Consider the following 19,821-nt stretch of genomic DNA (forward strand, 5'->3'; position numbering starts at 1 on the left):
GGCGGTCCCGGGCGGTGAGCCCGCCCGGTCCGCGGCGGGGCACGGCACCGGCCGGCCAAGTGCAGGGCACCTGCCGCAGGCCCGCCCCGCACCCGGCCGAGAACGGGCCCCGATACACACGCACGTCCACCCGCGGCCCGCGGTCACCCGCGGCACCCGCGCGTACCGGTCGAAGACCCCCCACCCACGCCCTGGAGTGATCGCATGAGTGATCGCACGCCGACGCCTGACCGCCACCCGCATCGGGCATCCTCGGACATCCCCTATTTCAGCTCGGACGGCGAGACGTACCTGGCGCGGACCCCCCTGCGGGACCTGAAGAAGACCCGGGAGCTGCGTGTCCTGTCCGAGGAGGACTTCGCCTTCTGGCAGACCTTCGGCTACGTCGTGGTCAGGGAGGCGATCCCCGCCTCGGCCGCCGCCCGGCTGCTGGAGTTCGCCTGGGACTTCCAGGGTCTCGACCCGGACCGGCCGGAGACCTGGTACGAGGACCGGCCGTTCCGCACGGACCTGGACCGGGAGCTGCACGTCTACGGGTTCGTCGAGGCGTACCACCACCAGCTCATCTGGGACAGCCGCCAGACGCGGCGGGTCTACGACGCGTTCGTCGACGTGTGGGACTGCGAGGAGCTCTGGGTGACGCTGGACCGCCTCAACCTCAACCCCCCGAACGTCGGGAACCGCGACCGCGCGCTGATCGCCCCCACGGACAAGGGGTTCGACATCGAGCTCCACTGGGACGTCGACACCAGCCTCGCCGTCCCGCCGCAGCGGGTGCAGGGGATCATCGCGCTGAACGACACCCGCCCGGAGCTGGGCGGCTTCCAGTGCGCGCCGGAGCTGTTCCGCCGGTTCGACCGGTGGAAGGCGCTCCAGCCGCCGGACCGCGACCCGATCAGGCCCGCCGTCGACCGCGACGAGTTCCCCGTCGTACGGCCGGAACTGCGCGCCGGTGACCTCCTGATCTGGAACGGGCTGCTCGCCCACGGGGTGGCGCGCAACACGTCGCGGGACGGCGTACGGGCGGTCCAGTACCTCTCGATGATGCCCGCCCTGGAGACGCACGAGGAGCTGAAGCGGTCCCGGGTGGAGTCCTGGCGCCGGCTGACCACGCCGGACTGGAACGCGACGCTCGTCGGGGACGCGGTACGCCACGAGTCGCTGCGCTACGGCCCGGCCACGCTCAACGAGCTCGGCGCCCGGCTGCTGGGGCTCACGTCCTGGAGTGAGCGGAGCGAGGAGCGCCGCCCCGCACCGCCGGAGCGGGCAGCCGCAGCGACCGCCGGAGAGGCCGCATGAGGAGGATCTGTCTGGCCCTGCCCACGAACAGGGCGTGCGCGGCCACGCTGTCCGCCGTGGCCGAGGAGGCGGCGTACGCGGCCCGCCGCTTCGGCGTCGAGGTGCACCTGCTGGTCCTCGACTCCTCCGGCGAGCGGGCGTTCGCGGAGCACGCCGCGGTGCTCGATGCGACCGGACCGGCCCCGGGCGTCGTCCCGCACCACCTCGGCGAGGCGGAACAGCGGGACTTCCTCAGGCGGGTGATCCACCGGGCCGGTGTCGCCAAACCGGACCTGGTCCTCGACCTGATGCTGCCCGCCGCGCCGTCGTACGGCGCCTGCACCAACCGCGCCTTCCTGCTGGGCGGCGCGCTGGGCTGCGCCTCGGTCCACCGAAGGGACTCGGACAGCCGCTACCAGGTCGTGGCCGGTGAGCCCGTCTTCCCCGTCCACCAGGAGCTGACGTTCCTGGGGAAGCGGGCGGCCGACGCGCTCCCCGGCGTGTCGGCGTCGACACTGGCCCCGGAACACGCGCACAAGCCGGTGGTGCTCGTGGGGGGCTCCTTCGTCGGTGAACTGTCCGTGGACATCGGCGACATACGGCGGCGCGACCCCGGCGTGTACCACGACGTGGTGAGCCTCTGGGCGCCCGCCGAGTGGCCGGCCGAGCAGAAGCGGCAGCTGGTCGAGGAGTCGTTCACCGGTGCCGGCACCGAGCCGTTCAACGGGGACCGCTCGACGCTGGCCCTGGTCGACCCGATGCGGCTGGACATGTGCAACATCAGCTTCCACGGGGTCCACGAGCAGGTGCCCCTCCCGCCCGCGACCGACACCATCGGCAGCGACTACTTCCTCATCCACCTGGCGCACGACGCCACGCTCCCCGGCGTCCTGCACAACCGCGACATCGTGAACTTCTACACCGGGGAGCGGAGGACCGGGCCCGGGTTCGCCGCCTACCAGCTGCGGTTGACCAAGTTCTTCCTGTCGATGCTGTACTTCAACGACGTCTACCGCCGGATGGCCGAGGCCGGCGAGGCGCTGCTGGACTCCCGGCACCGGGTCCGCGCGTCCGCGATCACCGGGTACGTCAGGGAGAGCACCGGCCTGGACAGGGCGGAGAACGTGTGGCGGCTGGAGACCGTCGACCGCTCCTACCGGAAACTCGGCGGCCGGTACGCCGCGTTCGCCGACCGGCTGGTCCCGCTCCGGGAGCGGCTGCTCGACGAGGCCCAGGCCGACATGGACGACTTCGCGCTGCTCATCGAGGCGTGGGAACCGCTCGTCGACGCGAGCCGGGACACGGGCACGCACGGCCCGCGCCGGTAGCCGGGGCGGCGACGTACAGGGGGACGCATGACGCACGACATACGCATTCGCCGCCTCTCCGGCCGCGACTGGAACGCCGTCCTCGCGCTGGAGGCCGGCGCGTACGCCGACAGCGGCCTGTCGGAGGACGGGGAGGCCCTGCGGTCCCGGGCGCTCGCCTCCCCGGGCACCTGTTTCGTCCTGGACGCCGGGCCGCGCACCGCGGGGTACGTCCTGGCCCTGCCGTACCCGCTGTTCCGGTACCCGGATCTGTCCCGTGGGGAGGACACCACCTTCGACTCGCGCAACCTGCACCTGCACGACATCGTCATCGCGCCGGAGCTGCGCGGCCGGGGCCTGGGCCGGCTGCTCCTGCGCCACCTCACCGCGACGGCCGGGGCGCGGGGGTACGAGCGGATCTCGCTGGTCTCCGTGGGGGGCAGCGCGCCCTTCTGGGCCGCCCACGGTTACCGCCCCCACGACGAGGTGGCGCTCCCCGCGAGTTACGGCACCGGCGCCCGCTACATGTCCGCGCCGGTGCGCGCCTCCCGGCCCGTCCTCACCGGCAGGTGAGGCGCAGCTGCGCCGCCGCGTGGTGCGCCCCCACCAGGGACTCGGCGCCCCAGTCGCGCCCGCGGTCCGTCAGGTGGACGGTGAAGACCGGGGACCTGACCGGGTAGGTGCCCACCTGGAGGAGGGTGCCGCGGTGGCGGGGCTGGCGGACGCCGAAGGCGGCGTACGCGGACGCGGGGTCGTCGGGGTCCGCGAGGACGCGGTAGACCGTCGGGTCGCCCGCGACATCGATGTCGCGCGGGCCCTTCGGGACGTACACCGCCAGGGCGCAGCGTTCGTAGGAGGTGCCGACCGGCCAGGACCAGGTCACCGTGGAGGTGCCGTCGCGGGTGGGGCTGCCCGACATGGGGAGGGCGGTGAACCGGCCGTCGCACACCTCGTCGCGGTGGCCGCCGGAGGGGACCGTGTACCAGGCCGCGTCGCCGTTCTCGAAGCGGCCCGCTTCGCGGTAGACGGTGTCGCTCGTGCAACCCGGCCCGGCCCAGGCCTTGTACGCGGGGGCGCCCGTCGGGGCGATGCGGGACGGGAGGCTGCGCTGCGGCGGCGCCGCCCGGTCGTCCGCGACCGGTGGGGACGGGGCGCACCCGGCCATCAGGCAGCATGCCGCCGCCCCCAACACCGCCGTCAGCGTGGTGCGTTCGCTCGCCATAGCGGACCACTATGCAGCGTCACCCTCGGTAACGGGAGGGTCAGTCGAGTTCCTCCGGGCAGGGAGTGCCCCGTGGGAAGATCTTGTACGGGGCGGCCAGCCGGTACACCCCCGGCTTCGGCGCGACCAGTTCCGTCCACTCGTCGCCCTCCGCGTCCTCCTCCGCCTTCACCAGGCAGCCGTCCAGGTTGAGGAAGGACTTGGGCCCCTCCTCGCGCGCCTTGGACTCCTCCGTCTCCTGCGGGGGCTCCACCTTCCTGCCCTCCTCGTCCAGAAGCGCCAGCCAGGGCGAGTACGGCACCCGGATCAGCACCCGGCCCGCCGACTTCACCCGGATCGTCACCTCGCCCGCGCCCGCCCGGTCCACCGTCGCCGGCGGGTCGGCCAGCGGCGTCGGGTCCTCGACCGCCAGCAGCCGCCAGTTCTCGTCCGCCCACACCGGCTTCAGATACGGCAGGCCGCCCTCCACCAGCTTCGCCTCCTGCTCGGCGCCGGTGTCCGGTTCGCCCTTGGGCAGCACCACGTAGTGCACGGCCCACCGGTGCAGCCAGTCGCGGTAGGTCGCCGAGTTGAGCGTGTCGTCGTAGAAGATCGGGTTGCGTTCCATGTCCGCCTGGCGGTTCCAGCCCCGGGCGAGGTTGATGTACGGGGTGAGCGCCGACGCCTCACGGTGGCTGCGCGCCGGCACCACCTCCACCCGGGCCTTCTCCGCGCCCAGCTTCTGCAGCTGGTTGATCAGCGGCGCCGCCTCACGCGCCCACGCCGCGTCCGGGGCGGTGCGGATGACGTCGTCGGCGCTCTTGAAGCCGACCCACCCGTTGAGACCGACGAACGCCACGACGAGCGCGTACCACCTGAGCGTGCGCGGTGCCGTCCAGGGCAGCGCCGCGAGCAGGACCACACCCGCGAAGAGCATCGGCAGCCGCGACACGTTCGACCCGATCTGCGAGTCGACGATCCACGTCAGCAGCGTGCCCAGGGCGTACACCGCCGCGCCCGTGCGCACGGTCCGCCAGTCGCGCGGTACGAGGACGAGGACCAGGACGCCGAAGAGGAACGGCAGCAGCGTCGACCCGAACGACATCGGCTGCGTACCGGAGAACGGGAACAGCCAGGACGAGACGGCGACGACCGCGACCGGCGCGAGTCCGAGCGCGTACGCCCCGGGGCGCCGCTTGTTGAGGAACAGCGCCGCCGCCGCCACCCCGAGGAACAGCCCCGCGACCGGGCTCGCGGCGGTCGCCAGCCCGGCGAGCGGCGCCGCCACCGCGGCCTTCGCCCACCGCTTCCCGCGCCAGCGGTACGGCCAGCAGAACACCGCCGCCACCGCGCCCAGCGCGAACATCATGCCCAGGCCGAAGGTCACCCGGCCGGACAGCGCGTTGCACAGCAGCGTGAACACGGCGGCCAGCGCGCACGCCATCGGATTGCGCACCGCGCGCACCCGGACCAGGATCAGCGCGGTCAGGGCGGCGGACGCGGTACCGGCGATCATCATCGTCGTGCGCACGCCGAGCAGCGACATCAGGTACGGCGAGACCACGCTGTACGAGACCGGGTGCATCCCGCCGTACCAGGCCAGGTTGTACGCCGAGTCGGGATGCCGCCCGACGAACTCGGCCCACGCGTCCTGCGCGGCGAGGTCGCCGCCGCTGTTCGCGAACAGCAGGAACCACACGATGTGGGTGAGCGCGGCGAGGGCCGTGGCGACGGCGACCGGGTGCCGGTGCGGCGGCACGCGGGAGGGGGGTGGCGGGGGTGACGGCACTCTTATTCGCGCCCCGGCGGCGGGGGCGTCGTTCTCCGCGCGTGTCGGCTCGGTGGTGGTCACTGCGGCTCTCTGTTCTCTGCGTCGTCCCCCGCGCCCCGTCGTCATCTGCTCGCCTGCGAGGACGCCGTCCACGCGCCCGGCAGTTGCCCGGACGCTAACACGAGGGGCGCCCCGGGAGATCCGGGACGCCCCTGTGGTGCGTCAGCCCAGACGGGTCAGCTTGTCGCCGACTCCCGGTTCCACGAGGTCGCGCTGGAGGGCGACCGGGACACCGGCCTTGCCCGTGCCCTGACCGACCGAGATCTCACCGACCACGGTGCCGGCCTTCGCGGCGTGCGGCAGGGTCTTCCCGCCGGCGGCGAGCTCCAGGTCGACCTTCAGGCCCGGCCAGCCCACCGGCCTCAGGTCCTTCGTCGCCACCACCGGGGTACGGCCGCCGAGACCGTCGTCGACGTACCCGACGACCTCGCCCTTCTTGACGACGGTGGCGGAGGTGACGCGGTCCTGCGCCGCCTTGATGAGGTCGTAGCTGTACGTCTCTATGGCGAGCGTCAGCTTGTCGTGGAGCAGGGCGGCGTTCTGCGCGCCCATCACCATGCCGACGATCCGCCGCTCCTTGCCGTCGACGACGGTGTTGGCCGCCCAGAGCAGGTTGCCGCCGGCGGGGGTGGACGAGCCGGTCTTGATGCCGCTCACGCCCGGCTTGAGGAGGATGGTGTTGTTGTTCTCCATCCGGCCGACGGAGCCGGGGATGGTCGCGTTCGGCGAGTTCACGATCTCCCGGAACACGTCGTTCTTCATGGCGGCCTTCGCCAGCTTCAGCTGGTCGACCGCCGTCGACACGGTGGTGGAGTTGAGGCCGCTCGGGTCCGTGTACGTCGTGTTCGTCATGCCGAGCTCCTTGGCCGTGGCGTTCATCTTCTTGACGAACTCGGCCTCGGACGGGGAGTCCCAGCGGGCGAGGAGACGGGCGATGTTGTTCGCGGAAGGGATCATCAGCATCTGAAGCATCTGCTTCTCGGTGTACTTCTCCCCCTTCTTCACCGCCGCCTTCGACTCGTCCGCGTGGCTGCCCTCCTTCTCCGCGATGTCGTCGACCTCGATCTTGGGGCCCGTCTCCTTGCCCGTGATCGGGTGCTCCTTGAGGATCACGTACGCGGTCATCGTCTTCGCGACACTCGCGATGGGCGCGGGCTTGATCTCCCCGTACGTGCCGATCACGCCGACCCCGTCGACCTCCACCGCGCCCTGCCCCTCACCGGGCCACGGCATCTTGAGCTCGCCGCCCTCGAAGGTGTACGTGGACGAGGAGGCGAGGGCCAGCGTGGGGGCCGGGAGCGGACGCACGAGCTGCACGATCGCAAAGACGATCGCGAGGAGGACGACGAGCGGCGTCCAGATCTTGACCCGCCGCACGAACGTACGGACAGGTGTCTCCGGCGGGGGCGGCGTGTTCGTCAGCTCGGCGAGCAGGTCCAGCGGCGGGCGGGGCGGCAGCGGCTGCTGCTTCGTCCGCTCGGGCTCGGTGAGGGACGCGGGCGTGGCGGCGGCGGTGGCCCGGGGCTGCGAGGCCTCCGGGGCGGGGGAGGCCGGCGCGGGCCGCGGGCCGGCCGCCGGGGCCGGCTTCGTGGCCGGGCGCACGTCGTCCGGGCGCAGGGGGACGAACTTGCTGGTCCGCTCGGCGGGCGACTCGGGGGCCGGCTCGGAGGCGGGGGCGGGTACCGGCTTGGCGGCGGGCGCGGGCTTGGCGGGCGCCGGCTTGGCGGCGGGCGCGGGGGCGGGCTTGGCGGGCGCCGGCTCCGTCCGGGGCGCGATCGCCTTCAGCGCGGTCGTCGGCTGGTCCACGGCCTTGCGCGGAATCGCCGTGAAGACGGCGGTGGGCTGATCGACGGGCGCGTCGTCGCCCTTCGGGGCGGTTCCGCCGTCCGTGCCCTCGGCGCCCTTGGCGCCGGCGGCGTCCTTCGCACCCCTGGCGCCCGCGAGGCCCTGCACATCCTCGACGGCCTCGGCGACGGCCTCGGCGTCCCCGGCGCCCGCGGCATCCCTGGCGCCCACGGCGTTCGCGGCGCCCTTGACGCCCCTGTCGTCCTCGGTGTCCTCGGTCACGGGTCCGCTGTCGGGCGTACGGGTCGGGGCCTCGTCGGCCACCCAGGCGGCGACCGCCGCCCGCAGCCGGGCGTCCCCGTCCCGCGACGACTCCGCGTCGCGGTCACCCTTCCCGGACGCGACGCCGGAAACGGCCGCGTCACCGTCGTCCACGGCGCCGTCCTCGGGAACGACCGGACCGTCGGAGGCTTCCGCGGAACCGCCGGAACCGTCCGAGCCGCCCAAGTCGTCCGCCGGCTCCCCCGCCTCCGCGGAGGCCTCCGGCGTCATCGTCGGCGCGACCGAGGCGGGGCGCGGAAGCGCCCGGAAGATCGCCGTCGGCTGGTCGACGACCGGCCCGTCGCCCCGCCGCACGGCAACCCTCGGGTCGCGTTCGCTCGAAGCCGTCTCCCCCGACGACTTCTGCTGCTCCGACTTGCCGGGGGACTCGCCCGCCACCGTGCCTCCTTCAAAAACGCGTTGTCCGAACCATGTACCAGTGTCCTGTGTGAGCCCTTGGCCCGGGTGCAAGACGAGAACGACATACCTACCGGTTCCCGTACGAAGCACCCAGGCACTCTCGACAGACCAATGTGAGAGGGGTCACCCTGTCATTCATCCACGCGGGGAGGCATGGATGGGCAGGAGCCGCAGAACACTTCCGGAAGAGCTTCTGCTGCTCGCTCTGGACCCGGCCACGGGTACCACAGCGCAGCCGCAGTCGCTCGACCTCGGCCTCGCCGGAGCGCAGCTAGTGGAGCTCGCTCTGGCAGGACGGATAGCCCCGGACGGGGATCGTATCGCCGTGGTGATGCCACGGCCGACCGGAGATCCGACACTGGACTCCGCGCTCGAGCTGCTGCGCAGGCGTGGCAGTCCGGTGCGGGCCGTCCACTGGATCGGCGGGCCCCGGCTGGGGCTGCGCCAGACGTATCTCTCGCATCTGGAACGGTGCGGCATGGTGCATGCCGTCGAGGGCCAGATGTGCGGGGTGCTGCCGACGACTCGCTACCAGGCGACGGAAACGGCGATCAGCCGGGAGATCAGGGCCCGGCTGGACAGCGCGATCCGCACCGGCGTACCGCCGGACCCGCGGACCGCGGCGCTTGCCGCGCTGGCCCACGCGGTCGGTCTCGGCAAGCACCTCTACCCGGGCAATGAGGGGCGGTCGTCCCGCTCCAGGCTCCGGGACCTGATCAGGCACGACCCCATGGGCGGGCTCGTGGCGCACGCCGTGCTGGACGTCCAGAACGGCGCGGGCGCGCAGCCCCGTCGCAGCAGCACCTCCAGCACCTCCGCGGCGGGCGGTGGCGGCCGGCAGGCCGCCGGCGTACCGATGCAGGCACGGTCACGGGCCGCCGGACCCATGGCCCGCGTCGTCAGCGCCTGACCGCACCCGGTGACCCGTTCGGGAGCCGCACCGGAGCGCGCGGGGCAGTCCACAGGACCGCCCCGCGCGCTGGCGCGTTTCCCGCGCGTGTGGCCATTTTCCAGCGCGCCCGGCGCTTTGGTGGCAGTCTGCTGAGCAGTAGATACGCAGAGCTACGCCAGCTACAGCCAGACAGCCGGAGGTGCAGTTTCCGTGGCGTCCAACGTCAACCCCACCGTCAGGCGACGCAGATTGGGCCAGGAGCTGCGGCGACTGCGTGAGCTCAAGGGCATGACGGCGGAGGAGGTGGCGGAGCGGCTGCTCGTCTCGCAGTCGAAGATCAGCCGCCTTGAGAACGGCCGCCGCTCCATCAGCCAGCGCGATGTCCGCGACCTGTGCGGGGTGTACGAGGTCGACGATCACCGTATCGTCGATTCGCTGATGCAGATGGCCAAGGACTCACGCCAGCAGGGCTGGTGGCACGCCTTCGGCGACATCCCGTACAGCGTCTACATCGGTCTGGAGACGGACGCCGCCTCGCTGCGTGTGTACGAGCCGCAGGTCGTGCCGGGGCTGTTGCAGACCCGGCGGTACGCGGAGGCGCTGATCAGCGGGGCGCTGCCGGAGAGTTCACCGTCCGACGTCGAGAAGCGGGTCAACGTCCGGGCGCGCCGCCAGGAGCGGATCCGGGACGCCGAGCAGCCGCTGCGGCTGTGGGCGGTGATCGACGAGGCGGCGCTGCGCCGGGTGGTCGGTGACAAGCAGCTGATGATCGAGCAGTTGGAGCACCTGGTCGAGCAGTCGCAGCAGCCGCACGTCACGGTGCAGGTGCTGCCGTTCGAGATGGGCGCGCATCCGGGCATCAGCGGGCACTACGCGATCCTGGAGTTCCCGGACGCCGCCGACTCGTCCGTCGTCTACATCGAGGGGGTCACCAGCGACCTCTACCTGGAGAAGGCGAACGACGTGCAGCGGTACAGCGTGATGTACGAGCACCTGCGCGCCCAGGCCCTGAACGTCGAGCAGACACGGCAGTTCATCGGCGAGGTCATGAAGGACTACGCACGCTGATGTACGCCGGTCCGGACATGAAGGCCGGTACGGTACACCCCCGCCGACCTTCGCCGGAAGGGCCGCACTGAATATGCCATCCGGTCGAGTGAATGACCGGTCCGCGCTCCGCGGCTGACGAGTAGCGTCGATCACGCCAGCTCGACCACCTCTGTCAGAAACCGGAGCGTAGAACATGGCCATTATTCAGGGCGCCACGGAGACCTGGACGAAGTCCTCCTATTCCGGGGGGAACGGCGCGTGCGTGGAGGTCAAGTCCCCCGTCGTCCAGGCGATCGCGGTGCGGGACTCCAAGGTTCCCGCCGGCCCGTCGATCACCTTCGTCCCCGAGTCCTGGAACGCGTTCGTGCGTGAAGTGAGCACGGGAGTTCTCTGATCCGGGCAAGCGTCACCGTATGAGCCCTCTCGACTGGTCCGCCGTCCCGGCCGAGGGGGCTCGGTCGTGTCCGGGGGCGTCCGCCCGCCCGCGCGGGCGGGCCGATGAGGTGGCCGGCCTCCCTTCACCGACCGCACGGGACCCGCATCCCGTGCGGTCGTTCGCGTCGTTCACGTGGGTACGGACCTGACGAAGTGCCCCCACATCGTGGGTGCGCCGCCGCGATCACGACAACGGCCCAACAGGTCAAGAGCGGGTAAAATCGTTTCCTTTTCTGACTGCTGTTCATATCTGTGACCGGGCGAAGCCTTGACCGACCGGGCGGCCAGACGGTTCAATCCCCGCAGTCCCCGCTCCCGCACGGGGGCCCGCCGCTCGGCGACGTACTGACGAAGCGCCTCGCACGTTCACAAGGCGGACCCCTGGAGGGGGCACATGAACAGTCTCGACTGGGCCGTGCTCATCGGCTACTTCGGTGTGATGGTCGCGATCGGCGTCTGGTCCCACAAACGCGTCGACGACGTCAGCGACTTCTTCACCGCCGGCGGCAAGATGCCCTGGTGGCTGTCCGGCATCTCCCACCACATGTCCGGCTACAGCGCGGTCATGTTCACCGGTTACGCCGGCATCGCGTACACCTACGGCGTCACCTCGTACGTCACCTGGTCCTTCCCCATCGCCATCGGTATCGCCATCGGCGCGCACCTCTTCGCGCCGCGTCTCAACCGGCTGCGCTCGCGGCTCCATGTCGCCTCACCGCTCGAGTACCTGAAGAATCGTTACAACCTGCCGACCCAGCAGGCGCTCGCCTGGTCCGGCGTGCTGCTGAAAATCGTGGACGTGGGCGCGAAGTGGGCCGCCATCGCGACCCTCCTGTCCGTCTTCACCGGCATATCGCTCAACCAGGGCATCCTCATCACCGGTGTCATCACCGGCATCTACTGCACGGTCGGCGGCCTGTGGGCGGACGCCCTCACCGAACTCGGCCAGTTCGTCATCCAGTTCTTCGCGGGCATCGCGATGCTCGTCGCCGTCCTGGCGGAGCTCGGCGGGGTCAGCGCCCTGTGGACCGTGTGGGACCGGCCCGAACTCCAGGGCCACACGGCGCCGACCGCCGGGCCGTACACGCTGACGTTCCTCCTCGCGTACCTCTTCATCAAGACCTTCGAGTACAGCGGCGGCATGTGGAACCAGGCCCAGCGCTACATGGCCACACCCAGCGCCCGCGAGGCCACCCGCTCCGGGCGGCTGTCCGCGGTGCTGTGGCTGATCTGGCCGCTGGTGCTGTTCTTCCCGATGTGGGTCGCCCCGCTGCTGATCACCCCCGAGAAGCCGGACGCGTCCGACTCGTACGCGCTGATGACCGGGCAGCTGCTGCCGCACGGGCTGCTGGGCCTGGTCATCGTCGGGTTCTTCTCGCACACCATGGCCATGTGCTCGTCCGACGCCAACGCCATCGCCTCCGTCTTCACCCGGGACATCGCGCCGGCCCTCTCCAAGGCGGCGCGCGGCTGGTCGCACCGGGTCGGGCTGCTGGCCGCGCGCTGGTCGACCGTCGCGTTCCTCGCGCTGTCGATGGCGGTCGCCACCCAGGTCAACTCCCCCGCCTTCAAGGACATCATCACGGTCGTCATCAAGTGGGTGGCCGGGCTGATGGGGCCCATCGCGATCCCGTTCATGCTCGGGCTGCTGCGCGCGTTCCGGAAGTCCGGGCCGACGGCGGCGCTGGTGTCGTGGGCGGCCGGCCTGTTCGCCTTCTGGCTGACCAACTACGGCCTGGACGGCATCGAGTTGCAGGTCCAGATCGTCTCGCCGGTGGCGACCTCGCTGGTGCTGTACATCCTGATCGGCCTGATCAAGCCGGAGGACACCCCGGAGCGGGACCTCGTGCTGGACAAGCTCCACTCCGACGACGGCTCCCCGGCGGGCGGCGCGGCGGGCGCGGCCCTGCCGGAGCCCCCGGAGGCCGCGGAGCGTCAGCCCCTCGGGTAGCGGGCCAGCCAGCCCGGCGCGGAGGCGGCGGGGCCGTGCAGGGCGGGGCCCTGCGTCATCTCCATGGCGAAGTCGTCCGCCAGCTCCAGGATCGTGGGCCGCCCCTCCAGCTCGACCAGCCAGGCGGGCGGGAGGGCGGTCTCGCCGTGCAGGGCGCCGAGCAGCGCACCGGTGAGCGAGCCGGTCGTCTCCGACGGGCCGTCGTGGTTGACCGCGAGGCGCAGCCCGTGCCGGACGTCCTCGCCGACGAGCGCGCAGTAGACGGCGATGGCGAGCGCGTCCTCGGCGTGCTCCCCGTCGGTGTCGCCCAGCGACGCGATCCGCGCGGGGCTGGGAATGCCCTGGCGTACGGCGCCCAGGGCGTGCTTGAGCGCCTCGGTGACCGGCTCGTGGCCGGGGCGGGACGCCAGGAGGGCCAGCGCCCGCTGCACGGAGCCGTCGACCGTCTCGCCGCGGGCCAGGCCATGCACGATGACGGCGAGCGCCCCGGCCGCCAGGTACGCGGCGGGGTGCCCGTGCGTCTGGGCGGCGCACTCGATGGCCAGCTGGCACACCAGCTGCGGCTCCCAGCCGACGAGCAGCCCGTACGGCGCGGAGCGCACGAGGGCGCCGGCGTCGCGGGCGGCCGGGTTCTTCGGCTTGTCGAGGGTGCCGAGGGTTTCGTCGGCGAGCCCGATGAGCGTCGCCCGGGCCGGGTCGCGGCGGGCGTACAGCCACTCCTCGCAGGCGAGCCACCCGTTGTCCTTGCGGCGCTCGTCGGGGCCCCAGTCCCGCTGGGTGGCCGCCCAGCGCAGATGCGCGCGGTGCACATCGGTGGGCGGGTGCCAGGCGCCGGTGTCGCGGCGCACCTGGGCGCGGATGAGCCCGTCGACGGTGAAGAGGGTCAGCTGGGTGGCGGAGGTGACGGCGCCGCGTCTGCCGTAGGCGGGGGCCGGATCGGTGAGCCCGTCGGGCCCGTGCGCCGCGCGGATGGCCTCGACGGACAGGGTGGACACCCCGGCGCCGAGGGCGTCGCCGATGGCGGCTCCGAGGAGGCAGCCCCGTACGCGGGACCGGAAGTCCTGCTGCTCGGCCCGGCCCCAGACAGCCGCGGCTGCTGCACTCACCTCGCGCCCCCTCCCGTCCTGTCATGCACACCCGGCGCAGCACTGTAATCGAACGCGTGCGGCGCGAGCGGATGCCGGGCGCCCGGGGTCGGGCCGGGCGCCCGGTTCTCCCGCGGTCCGTCCTACACGACGGGCAGCAGCTGCGGCAGGTGCCCGTCGGACGCCTCGGCCGCCCGCCGGCGTTCCTCCGGGACCTCGCCGTAGAGCGTCGTGCGGGGGCGGGCCGGGCGGCCGGCCGCGTCCGCGATGGCGATGAGGTCCTTGACGGAGCGGTACGAACCGTAGGAGGAGCCCGCCATGCGCGAGATGGTCTCCTCCATGAGCGTGCCGCCCAGGTCGTTCGCGCCGGAGCGGAGCATCTCGGCGGCGCCGTCCGCGCCCAGCTTGACCCAGCTGGTCTGGATGTGGGGGATGTGGGGGTGGAGGAGGAGGCGGGCCATGGCGGTGACGGCCCGGTTGTCGCGGATCGTCGGGCCGGGCCGGGCGATCCCCGCGAGGTAGACGGGGGCGTTGGTGTGGATGAAGGGGAGGGTGACGAACTCGGTGAAGCCGCCCGTCCGCTGCTGGATGCGGGCCAGGGTGCGCAGGTGGCCCAGCCAGTGGCGGGGCTGGTCGACGTGCCCGTACATCATCGTCGACGACGACCGGATGCCCAGCTCGTGGGCGGTGGTGACGACCTCGATCCAGGTGGCGGTCGGCAGCTTGCCCTTGGTGAGGACCCAGCGCACCTCGTCGTCGAGGATCTCGGCGGCCGTGCCCGGGATCGAGTCCAGGCCGGCCTCCTTCGCCGCCGTCAGCCATTCGCGGACCGACAGGCCGGTGCGGGTGGCGCCGTTGACGACCTCCATGGGCGAGAAGGCGTGGACGTGCATGCCGGGGACCCGCTCCTTGACGGCGCGGGCGATGTCGAAGTAGGCCGTGCCGGGCAGGTCGGGGTGGATGCCGCCCTGCATGCAGACCTCGACCGCGCCGACGTCCCACGCCTGCTGGGCGCGGTCGGCGACCTGGTCCAGCGACAGGGTGTAGGCGTCGGCGTCCGTACGGCGCTGGGCGAAGGCGCAGAAACGGCAGCCGGTGTAGCAGACGTTGGTGAAGTTGATGTTGCGGGTGACGATGTAGGTGACGTCGTCGCCGACCGTGTCGCGGCGGACGTCGTCGGCGACGCGGCACAGCGCGTCCAGGGCGGGTCCGTCCGCGTGGAGCAGGGCGAGGGCCTGGTCGTCGGTCAGCTTCGTCGGGTCGTCCCCGGCCACGGCGAGCGCTTCGCGTACGTCGGTGTCGATCCGCTGCGGCACCATGCCGGGCGCCGCCGCCTCCCGCAGGGCCTCCCAGTCGCCGTACACCTCGTCGAAGTCGTCCCGGCGGTCGCCCGTGCGCCCTTCGGTGTCGATGGCGCGGTGCAGGTCGGTGCGGCCGGACGCGGTGAACGCCTCGTCGGGCTCCTGCCAGGGCAGGCCCCGCACGGGCGCGTCGGGGTTCGCGAGGCCCGTCTCCGGGTCGGCGAGCGCGCGGACGTGCGGCAGCAGCCGGGGGTCGAGCCAGGGCTCCCCGCGCCGGACGAACTCCGGGTAGACGCAGAGTCGTTCCCGCAGTTCGAACCCGGCCGCGGCGGAGTGCTCGGCGAGCGTGTCGATCGCGGGCCACGGCCGCTCCGGGTTGACGTGGTCGATGGTGACCGGGGAGACGCCGCCCCAGTCGTCGATCCCGGCGCCGATGAGCCGTCCGTACTCGTCGTCGACGAGGTTCGGCGGGGCCTGGAGGCAGGCGGACGGACCCATGATGTGCCGGGCGACGGCGACGGTGGCGACCAGCTCGTCCAGCTCCGCGTCCGGCATGCCGCGCATCGCGGTGTCCGGCTTGGCGCGGAAGTTCTGGATGATGAGTTCCTGGATGCCGTGGTAGGAGCGGGAGACGCGGCGCAGCGCGAACAGCGACTCGGCCCGCTCCTCGTACGTCTCGCCGATCCCGATGAGCAACCCACTTGTGAACGGCACCGAGGAGCGGCCCGCGTCCTCCAGCACCCGCAGCCGCACGGCCGGCTCCTTGTCGGGCGAGCCGTGGTGCGGCCCGCCCGGCTCGGACCACAGCCGGGTCGCCGTCGTCTCCAGCATCATGCCCATGGACGGCGCCACGGGCTTGAGCCGCTGGAAGTCGGTCCACGACATCACGCCCGGGTTGAGGTGCGGCAGCAGCCCGGTCTCTTCCAGGACACGGATCGCCATGGCCCGTACGTACGCGATGGTGTCGTCGTAGCCGTGCGCGTCGAGCCACTCCCGCGCCTCGGGCCAGCGGTCCTCCGGCTTGTCGCCGAGGGTGATCAGCGCCTCCTTGCAGCCCAGTTCGGCACCGCGCCGGGCGACCTCCAGCACCTCGTCGGGCGACATGAACGCCCCGTGCCCGTCCCGCCGCAGCTTGCCGGGCACGGTGGCGAAGGTGCAGTAGTGGCACTTGTCACGGCACAGCCGGGTCAGCGGGATGAAGACGCTCTTGGAGTACGTGATGACGCCACCCCGCCCGGCGGCCTCCAGCCCGGCGTCCCGCACCCGCGCGGCGGACGCGGCCAGATCCTCCAGGTCGTCGCCGCGCGCCTGCAACAGCACGGCCGCCTCCGCGACATCCAGGGCCACCCCGTCCCTGGCTCGCCTGAGGGCACGTCGCATCGCGTTCTCGGTGGGGCGTCCGTGCTGGTCATCGGTCATGGACCCGAGCATACGAGTGCGCGGCGCGGACAAGTAGCGATCTCCTGGCCACCGCACGCGCGCGACCGCCACGGGCCGCGGCGCCGGAAGACACGGCACGCACCGCCCGCAAGGCGCCCGGCGAGATCCCTCAACTCAACGCGGCCACCGGCCGGTTGATCGTTCGCCGCCCCGTGGCGCCGGTGTCTCCCCGCGCGCCGTGACCTCTGAACCGTGGCGTGAAGTCGGCGGTGCCGCACCCGTGGCGACGGCCTGACACCTACAGGTACTGCGCGTAGTCGTCCAGCGTGCGCAGGACCTCCGGCTCGGGGGACGGGGGGAGCTGGAGGACGACCTCCGTGATGCCCAGCTCCGCGAAGTGGGCCAGCTTGCCCGGGGTCGGGCGGACGGCGTAGGGGACGACGCGCAGGGTGTCCGGGGCGCGGCCCGCCTTCTCCCACACCTCGCGCAGCACCGGCATGGACTCCGTCAGGCCCCGGCCGCCGACGGGGAGCCAGCCGTCCGCGTACTCCGCGATGGCGGCGAACAGCTTGGGGCCCGCCGCGCCGCCGAGCAGGGTGCGGGGCGCGCCCGTGACGGGCTTCGGGTGCGCGGTGGAGGCGCGCACCGAGCCGAACTCGCCGTCGTACGCCGTGGGTCGCTCCGCCCACAGGGCCCGCATCAGCGCCATCTTGTCGCGGACGCAGTCGCGCCGGGTCCGCCAGACGACACCGTGGTCCTCGGCCTCCTCCCGGTTCCAGCCGTACCCGACACCGAGGGTGAACCGGCCGTGGGAGAGGTGGTCGAGCGTGGCGATCCGCTTGGCCAGGTCGATCGGGTCGTGCTGGGCGACGAGCGTGACCCCGGTGCCGAGCGAGAGCCGCTCCGTGACGGCGGCGGCCTGGCCGAGCGCGACGAACGCGTCCAGGGTGCGGCCGTACTCGGGCGGCAGGACACCGCCCGCCGGGTAGGGGCTGGTCCGCTCGACGGGGATGTGGCTGTGCTCGGGGACGTACAACCCGGCGAACCCGCGCTGCTCCAACTCGCGCGCGAGCCGGACGGGGGTGATCGTCTGATCGGTCAGGAAGATCGTGGTCGCGATGCGCATACGGCCAACGTATGGCGTGGCGCGGTGATTTCCGAGACCGTCGGCGTACGTTGGCGGCGCGTTCACCGCGCGCGAGGAGGGTGGGCCCATGCTGGGGAGACGCGAGTTCGTGGTGGGCGCGGCCGGTACGGCCGGGGCTCTGGTGCTGGGCGAGGGCGTCAGCTTCGCCGGCGGGCGCACCGAGACCGTCGTGCGCGGCACCCTGCCGCCCGGTTCGCCCGACTACGTGTACCTGCCGGTCGAGGTCCCGCGCGGGGTGCGCGAGCTGCGGGTTTCGTACGCGTACGAGCGGCCCGCCGTGCCCGCCGGGACGCAGGGCAACGCCCTGGACATCGGCGTCTTCGACGAGCGCGGCACCGAGCTCGGCGGGCAGGGCTTCCGGGGCTGGTCGGGCGGCGCGCGTACGGAGTTCTTCCTCCGCGCCGACGACGCCACGCCCGGGTACGTCGCGGGGCCGGTCCGCGCGGGAACCTGGCACATCGTGCTCGGCCCGTACACGGTCGCCCCGCAGGGCCTCGCGTACACCGTCACGGTGGGCATCGAGTACGGCGCCCCCGGGCCGGTGCGCCGGCCCGTGTACCCGCCCGCGCGGGCGAGGGGGCGGGGGCGGGCCTGGTACCGGGGCGACTGCCATCTGCACTCCGTGTACTCGGACGGCAGGCGCACCCCCGCCGAGATCGCCGCCGCCGCCCGCGCCGCCGGTCTGGACTTCATCAACACCTCCGAGCACAACACGCACGCCGCGCACGGCGCGTGGCAGGGGCTGTGGGGGGACGACCTGCTGATCCTCACCGGGGAGGAGGTCACGACGCGCACCGGGCACGTGGTGGCCGTCGGCACCGACCCCGGCACGTTCGTCGACTGGCGCTACCGGGCCCGCGACAACCGCTTCGGCGGGTTCGCCCGCGGGATCCGGCGTGCCGGCGGTCTCGTCGTCCCCGCCCACCCGCACGCCACCTGCGTCGGCTGCGCCTGGAAGTTCGGCTTCGGCGAGGCGGACGTGGTGGAGGTGTGGAACGGCCCGTACACACCGGAGGACGAGGTGGCGCTCGCCGACTGGGACGCCGCGCTCGCCACCGGGCGCGGGACGTGGACCCCGGCGATGGGCGGCAGCGACGCCCACCGGGAGCCGCAGCGCGTGGGCGAACCGCAGACGGTCGTCCTGGCCGAGGAGCTGTCCCGGGAGGCGATCCTGGACGGGCTGCGCGCGGGGCGCTCGTACGTCGCGGAGTCGTCGGCCGTCTCGCTGACGTTCTCGGCGGTGGGCGGGCGCGGCGCCCGCGCGGGCATCGGGGAGCGGCTGCGGGTGGCGCCGGACGCGCCGGTGACCGTGCGCCTGGAGGTGTCCGGCGCGCCGGGCCGCACGGCGCGGTTCGTCACCGACCAGGGCACCCTGCACACGGCGGACCTGCCCGCGTCGGGCACGGGCACGGTCGAATGGACGACGACCGCCGCGTACGCCTCCTACGTACGGGCGGAGGTGCGCCACCCGGCGACGGTGCCGGGGCTGCCGGGCGCCCTGGCGGCGTTCACGAACCCCGTCTTCCTCGGGGTCGCGCGGTAGTCACTCGCCGGTGACGCCGTCGAGTCGCTCGCGCAGCAGGTCGGCGTGGCCGTTGTGGCGCGCGTACTCCTCGATCATGTGGGTGAGGATGTAGCGCAGCGAGAAGGTCCGCTCGCCGTGGCGTCCGGTGGCGTCGAGGGAGTCGGCGGCGTCGACGATCGCCCGCGACCGCGCGCACTCCTCCCGCCAGACGCGGAACGCCTCATCGACATCGACATCGGCGTCGGGGCCGGAGCCGGTGCCGGTGCCGGGGCCGGGGCCGGAGCCCGGTGGGCGGGCGCTCACGTCGTCCACGTCGAACTCGGGTCCGCAGTTGCCCGGGGGTGAGGCCCCCGCACTTCAGGGCGAGCGTGTCGCGCTGGTACTCCAGGATGCTGGTCAGCGTGGCGCGCTCGTCGGCCACCAGGGCGGGTTCGGTTCTCTTCTCCGGATGATCAGCCATGACGCGATCATGCCCGAACGGCCCCCTGTCGGTCAGTCGTTCACGGCGGTGAGGAGGACGGCCGCGTCCGTCACGGCCTTCAGCCCGTGCCGCTCGTGCGGCAGCAGGTAGAGCGAGCCCATGGTCAGCTCCACGTCCCCGGACGGCATCGTCACCCTCACCACGCCCCGCAGCACCTGGAGGGAGGCGGCGGGCGGAGTGTTGTGCTCGTCCAGCGAGGTGCCGGCGGTGAGCGCGATGACGGTCTGGCGCAGCGGCTGGTCGCGCACGATCAGGTTGGCGCTCCGACCGTGCTCGTCGGCGTGCGCGGCGATCAGGTGTTCCTCGGCGATGGCGTTGAGGTCATACATACCGTCCACCTTGCCGCCCGGCCGCTTTCCACGCATACGGAAGGGCGGGCACCGTTCCGTCCCACGGTGCCCGCCCTTCCGGCTCAGGTGCTGTGCGCGCTG

The 19,821-nt window shown here is 72.7% G+C and carries 16 protein-coding genes; 8 read left to right on the forward strand and 8 right to left on the reverse strand.

Annotation, left to right across the window (positions count from 1 at the left end; genetic code table 11):
- Positions 1–204 precede the first annotated feature (204 nt).
- The 3 genes from ABZZ38_RS18125 to ABZZ38_RS18135 are packed head-to-tail and all read left to right on the forward strand — an operon-like array spanning position 205 to position 3,158.
- Positions 205–1,299 carry a phytanoyl-CoA dioxygenase family protein gene (locus ABZZ38_RS18125; RefSeq protein WP_356740720.1) on the forward strand — a complete coding sequence of 365 codons (1,095 nt, stop codon included), beginning with the start codon at positions 205–207 and terminating at the stop codon, positions 1,297–1,299.
- A complete protein-coding gene (locus tag ABZZ38_RS18130) occupies positions 1,296–2,606 on the forward strand; it encodes a DUF6271 family protein (protein ID WP_356740722.1) in 1,311 nt (436 codons plus the stop codon). The genes ABZZ38_RS18125 and ABZZ38_RS18130 overlap by 4 nt, the downstream gene beginning before the upstream one ends.
- Positions 2,607–2,633: 27 nt before the next feature.
- Positions 2,634–3,158, forward strand: coding sequence for a GNAT family N-acetyltransferase (locus tag ABZZ38_RS18135; protein WP_356740724.1), 525 nt, complete (start codon positions 2,634–2,636; stop codon positions 3,156–3,158).
- Here ABZZ38_RS18135 and ABZZ38_RS18140 read toward each other — a convergent pair.
- The 3 genes from ABZZ38_RS18140 to ABZZ38_RS18150 all read right to left on the reverse strand — a co-directional run bounded on the left by ABZZ38_RS18140 (position 3,145) and on the right by ABZZ38_RS18150 (position 8,122).
- Positions 3,145–3,807, reverse strand: a complete 663-nt coding sequence (locus tag ABZZ38_RS18140) for an adhesin (protein ID WP_356740726.1) — start codon at positions 3,805–3,807, stop codon at positions 3,145–3,147. The two genes, ABZZ38_RS18135 and ABZZ38_RS18140, sit on opposite strands and share 14 nt — an antisense overlap.
- 40 nt (positions 3,808–3,847) lie before the next feature.
- The gene (locus ABZZ38_RS18145) at positions 3,848–5,545 is read right to left on the reverse strand and encodes an MFS transporter (RefSeq protein ID WP_356740827.1); all 1,698 of its coding nucleotides are present in this window, start codon (positions 5,543–5,545) and stop codon (positions 3,848–3,850) included.
- A 234-nt stretch (positions 5,546–5,779) separates the two neighbouring features.
- Entirely contained in the window at positions 5,780–8,122 is a 2,343-nt protein-coding gene (locus ABZZ38_RS18150) for a D-alanyl-D-alanine carboxypeptidase (RefSeq protein ID WP_356740728.1), read from the reverse strand.
- Between the two features lie 178 nt (positions 8,123–8,300).
- On the opposite strand from ABZZ38_RS18150, the gene ABZZ38_RS18155 reads away from it, so the two are divergent.
- From ABZZ38_RS18155 to ABZZ38_RS18170, 4 genes are all read left to right on the forward strand, one after another.
- Positions 8,301–9,053, forward strand: a complete 753-nt coding sequence (locus ABZZ38_RS18155; protein ID WP_356740730.1) for a GPP34 family phosphoprotein — start codon at positions 8,301–8,303, stop codon at positions 9,051–9,053.
- A gap of 192 nt (positions 9,054–9,245) precedes the next feature.
- A complete protein-coding gene (locus ABZZ38_RS18160) occupies positions 9,246–10,103 on the forward strand; it encodes a helix-turn-helix transcriptional regulator (protein WP_356740733.1) in 858 nt (285 codons plus the stop codon).
- Positions 10,104–10,278: 175 nt separating this feature from the next.
- Positions 10,279–10,479 carry a DUF397 domain-containing protein gene (locus ABZZ38_RS18165; protein ID WP_356740735.1) on the forward strand — a complete coding sequence of 67 codons (201 nt, stop codon included), beginning with the start codon at positions 10,279–10,281 and terminating at the stop codon, positions 10,477–10,479.
- Positions 10,480–10,914: 435 nt separating this feature from the next.
- Entirely contained in the window at positions 10,915–12,471 is a 1,557-nt protein-coding gene (locus tag ABZZ38_RS18170; RefSeq protein WP_356740737.1) for a sodium:solute symporter family protein, read from the forward strand.
- On the opposite strand, the gene ABZZ38_RS18175 is transcribed toward ABZZ38_RS18170, so the two are convergent.
- The 3 genes from ABZZ38_RS18175 to ABZZ38_RS18185 form a co-directional block, all read right to left on the reverse strand.
- Positions 12,456–13,577: an ADP-ribosylglycohydrolase family protein gene (locus ABZZ38_RS18175; protein WP_356740739.1), complete on the reverse strand. Its 1,122-nt coding sequence runs from the start codon at positions 13,575–13,577 to the stop codon at positions 12,456–12,458. The genes ABZZ38_RS18170 and ABZZ38_RS18175 overlap by 16 nt on opposite strands.
- 122 nt (positions 13,578–13,699) lie before the next feature.
- Positions 13,700–16,276, reverse strand: coding sequence for a bifunctional FO biosynthesis protein CofGH (locus ABZZ38_RS18180; protein ID WP_356740741.1), 2,577 nt, complete (start codon positions 16,274–16,276; stop codon positions 13,700–13,702).
- A 259-nt stretch (positions 16,277–16,535) separates the two neighbouring features.
- Complete coding sequence (locus ABZZ38_RS18185; protein WP_356740743.1) at positions 16,536–17,363, reverse strand: TIGR03619 family F420-dependent LLM class oxidoreductase; 828 nt, start codon at positions 17,361–17,363, stop codon at positions 16,536–16,538.
- 88 nt (positions 17,364–17,451) lie between these two features.
- Between ABZZ38_RS18185 and ABZZ38_RS18190 the strand changes: the two genes are divergently transcribed.
- Positions 17,452–18,927 carry a CehA/McbA family metallohydrolase gene (locus tag ABZZ38_RS18190; RefSeq protein WP_356740745.1) on the forward strand — a complete coding sequence of 492 codons (1,476 nt, stop codon included), beginning with the start codon at positions 17,452–17,454 and terminating at the stop codon, positions 18,925–18,927.
- On the opposite strand, the gene ABZZ38_RS18195 is transcribed toward ABZZ38_RS18190, so the two are convergent.
- Together ABZZ38_RS18195 and ABZZ38_RS18200 are read right to left on the reverse strand one after the other, a co-directional pair.
- Positions 18,928–19,221 (reverse strand): DUF664 domain-containing protein, encoded by a 294-nt coding sequence (locus ABZZ38_RS18195; RefSeq protein WP_356740747.1) that lies wholly within the window; start codon positions 19,219–19,221, stop codon positions 18,928–18,930. It abuts the gene before it with no gap.
- Positions 19,222–19,401: 180 nt separating this feature from the next.
- Positions 19,402–19,719, reverse strand: coding sequence for a cupin (locus ABZZ38_RS18200; protein ID WP_356740749.1), 318 nt, complete (start codon positions 19,717–19,719; stop codon positions 19,402–19,404).
- Positions 19,720–19,821 lie beyond the last annotated feature (102 nt).

Origin of the sequence: Streptomyces sp. NPDC006368, from assembly GCF_040612535.1 — a bacterium.
Lineage (GTDB): Bacteria > Actinomycetota > Actinomycetes > Streptomycetales > Streptomycetaceae > Streptomyces.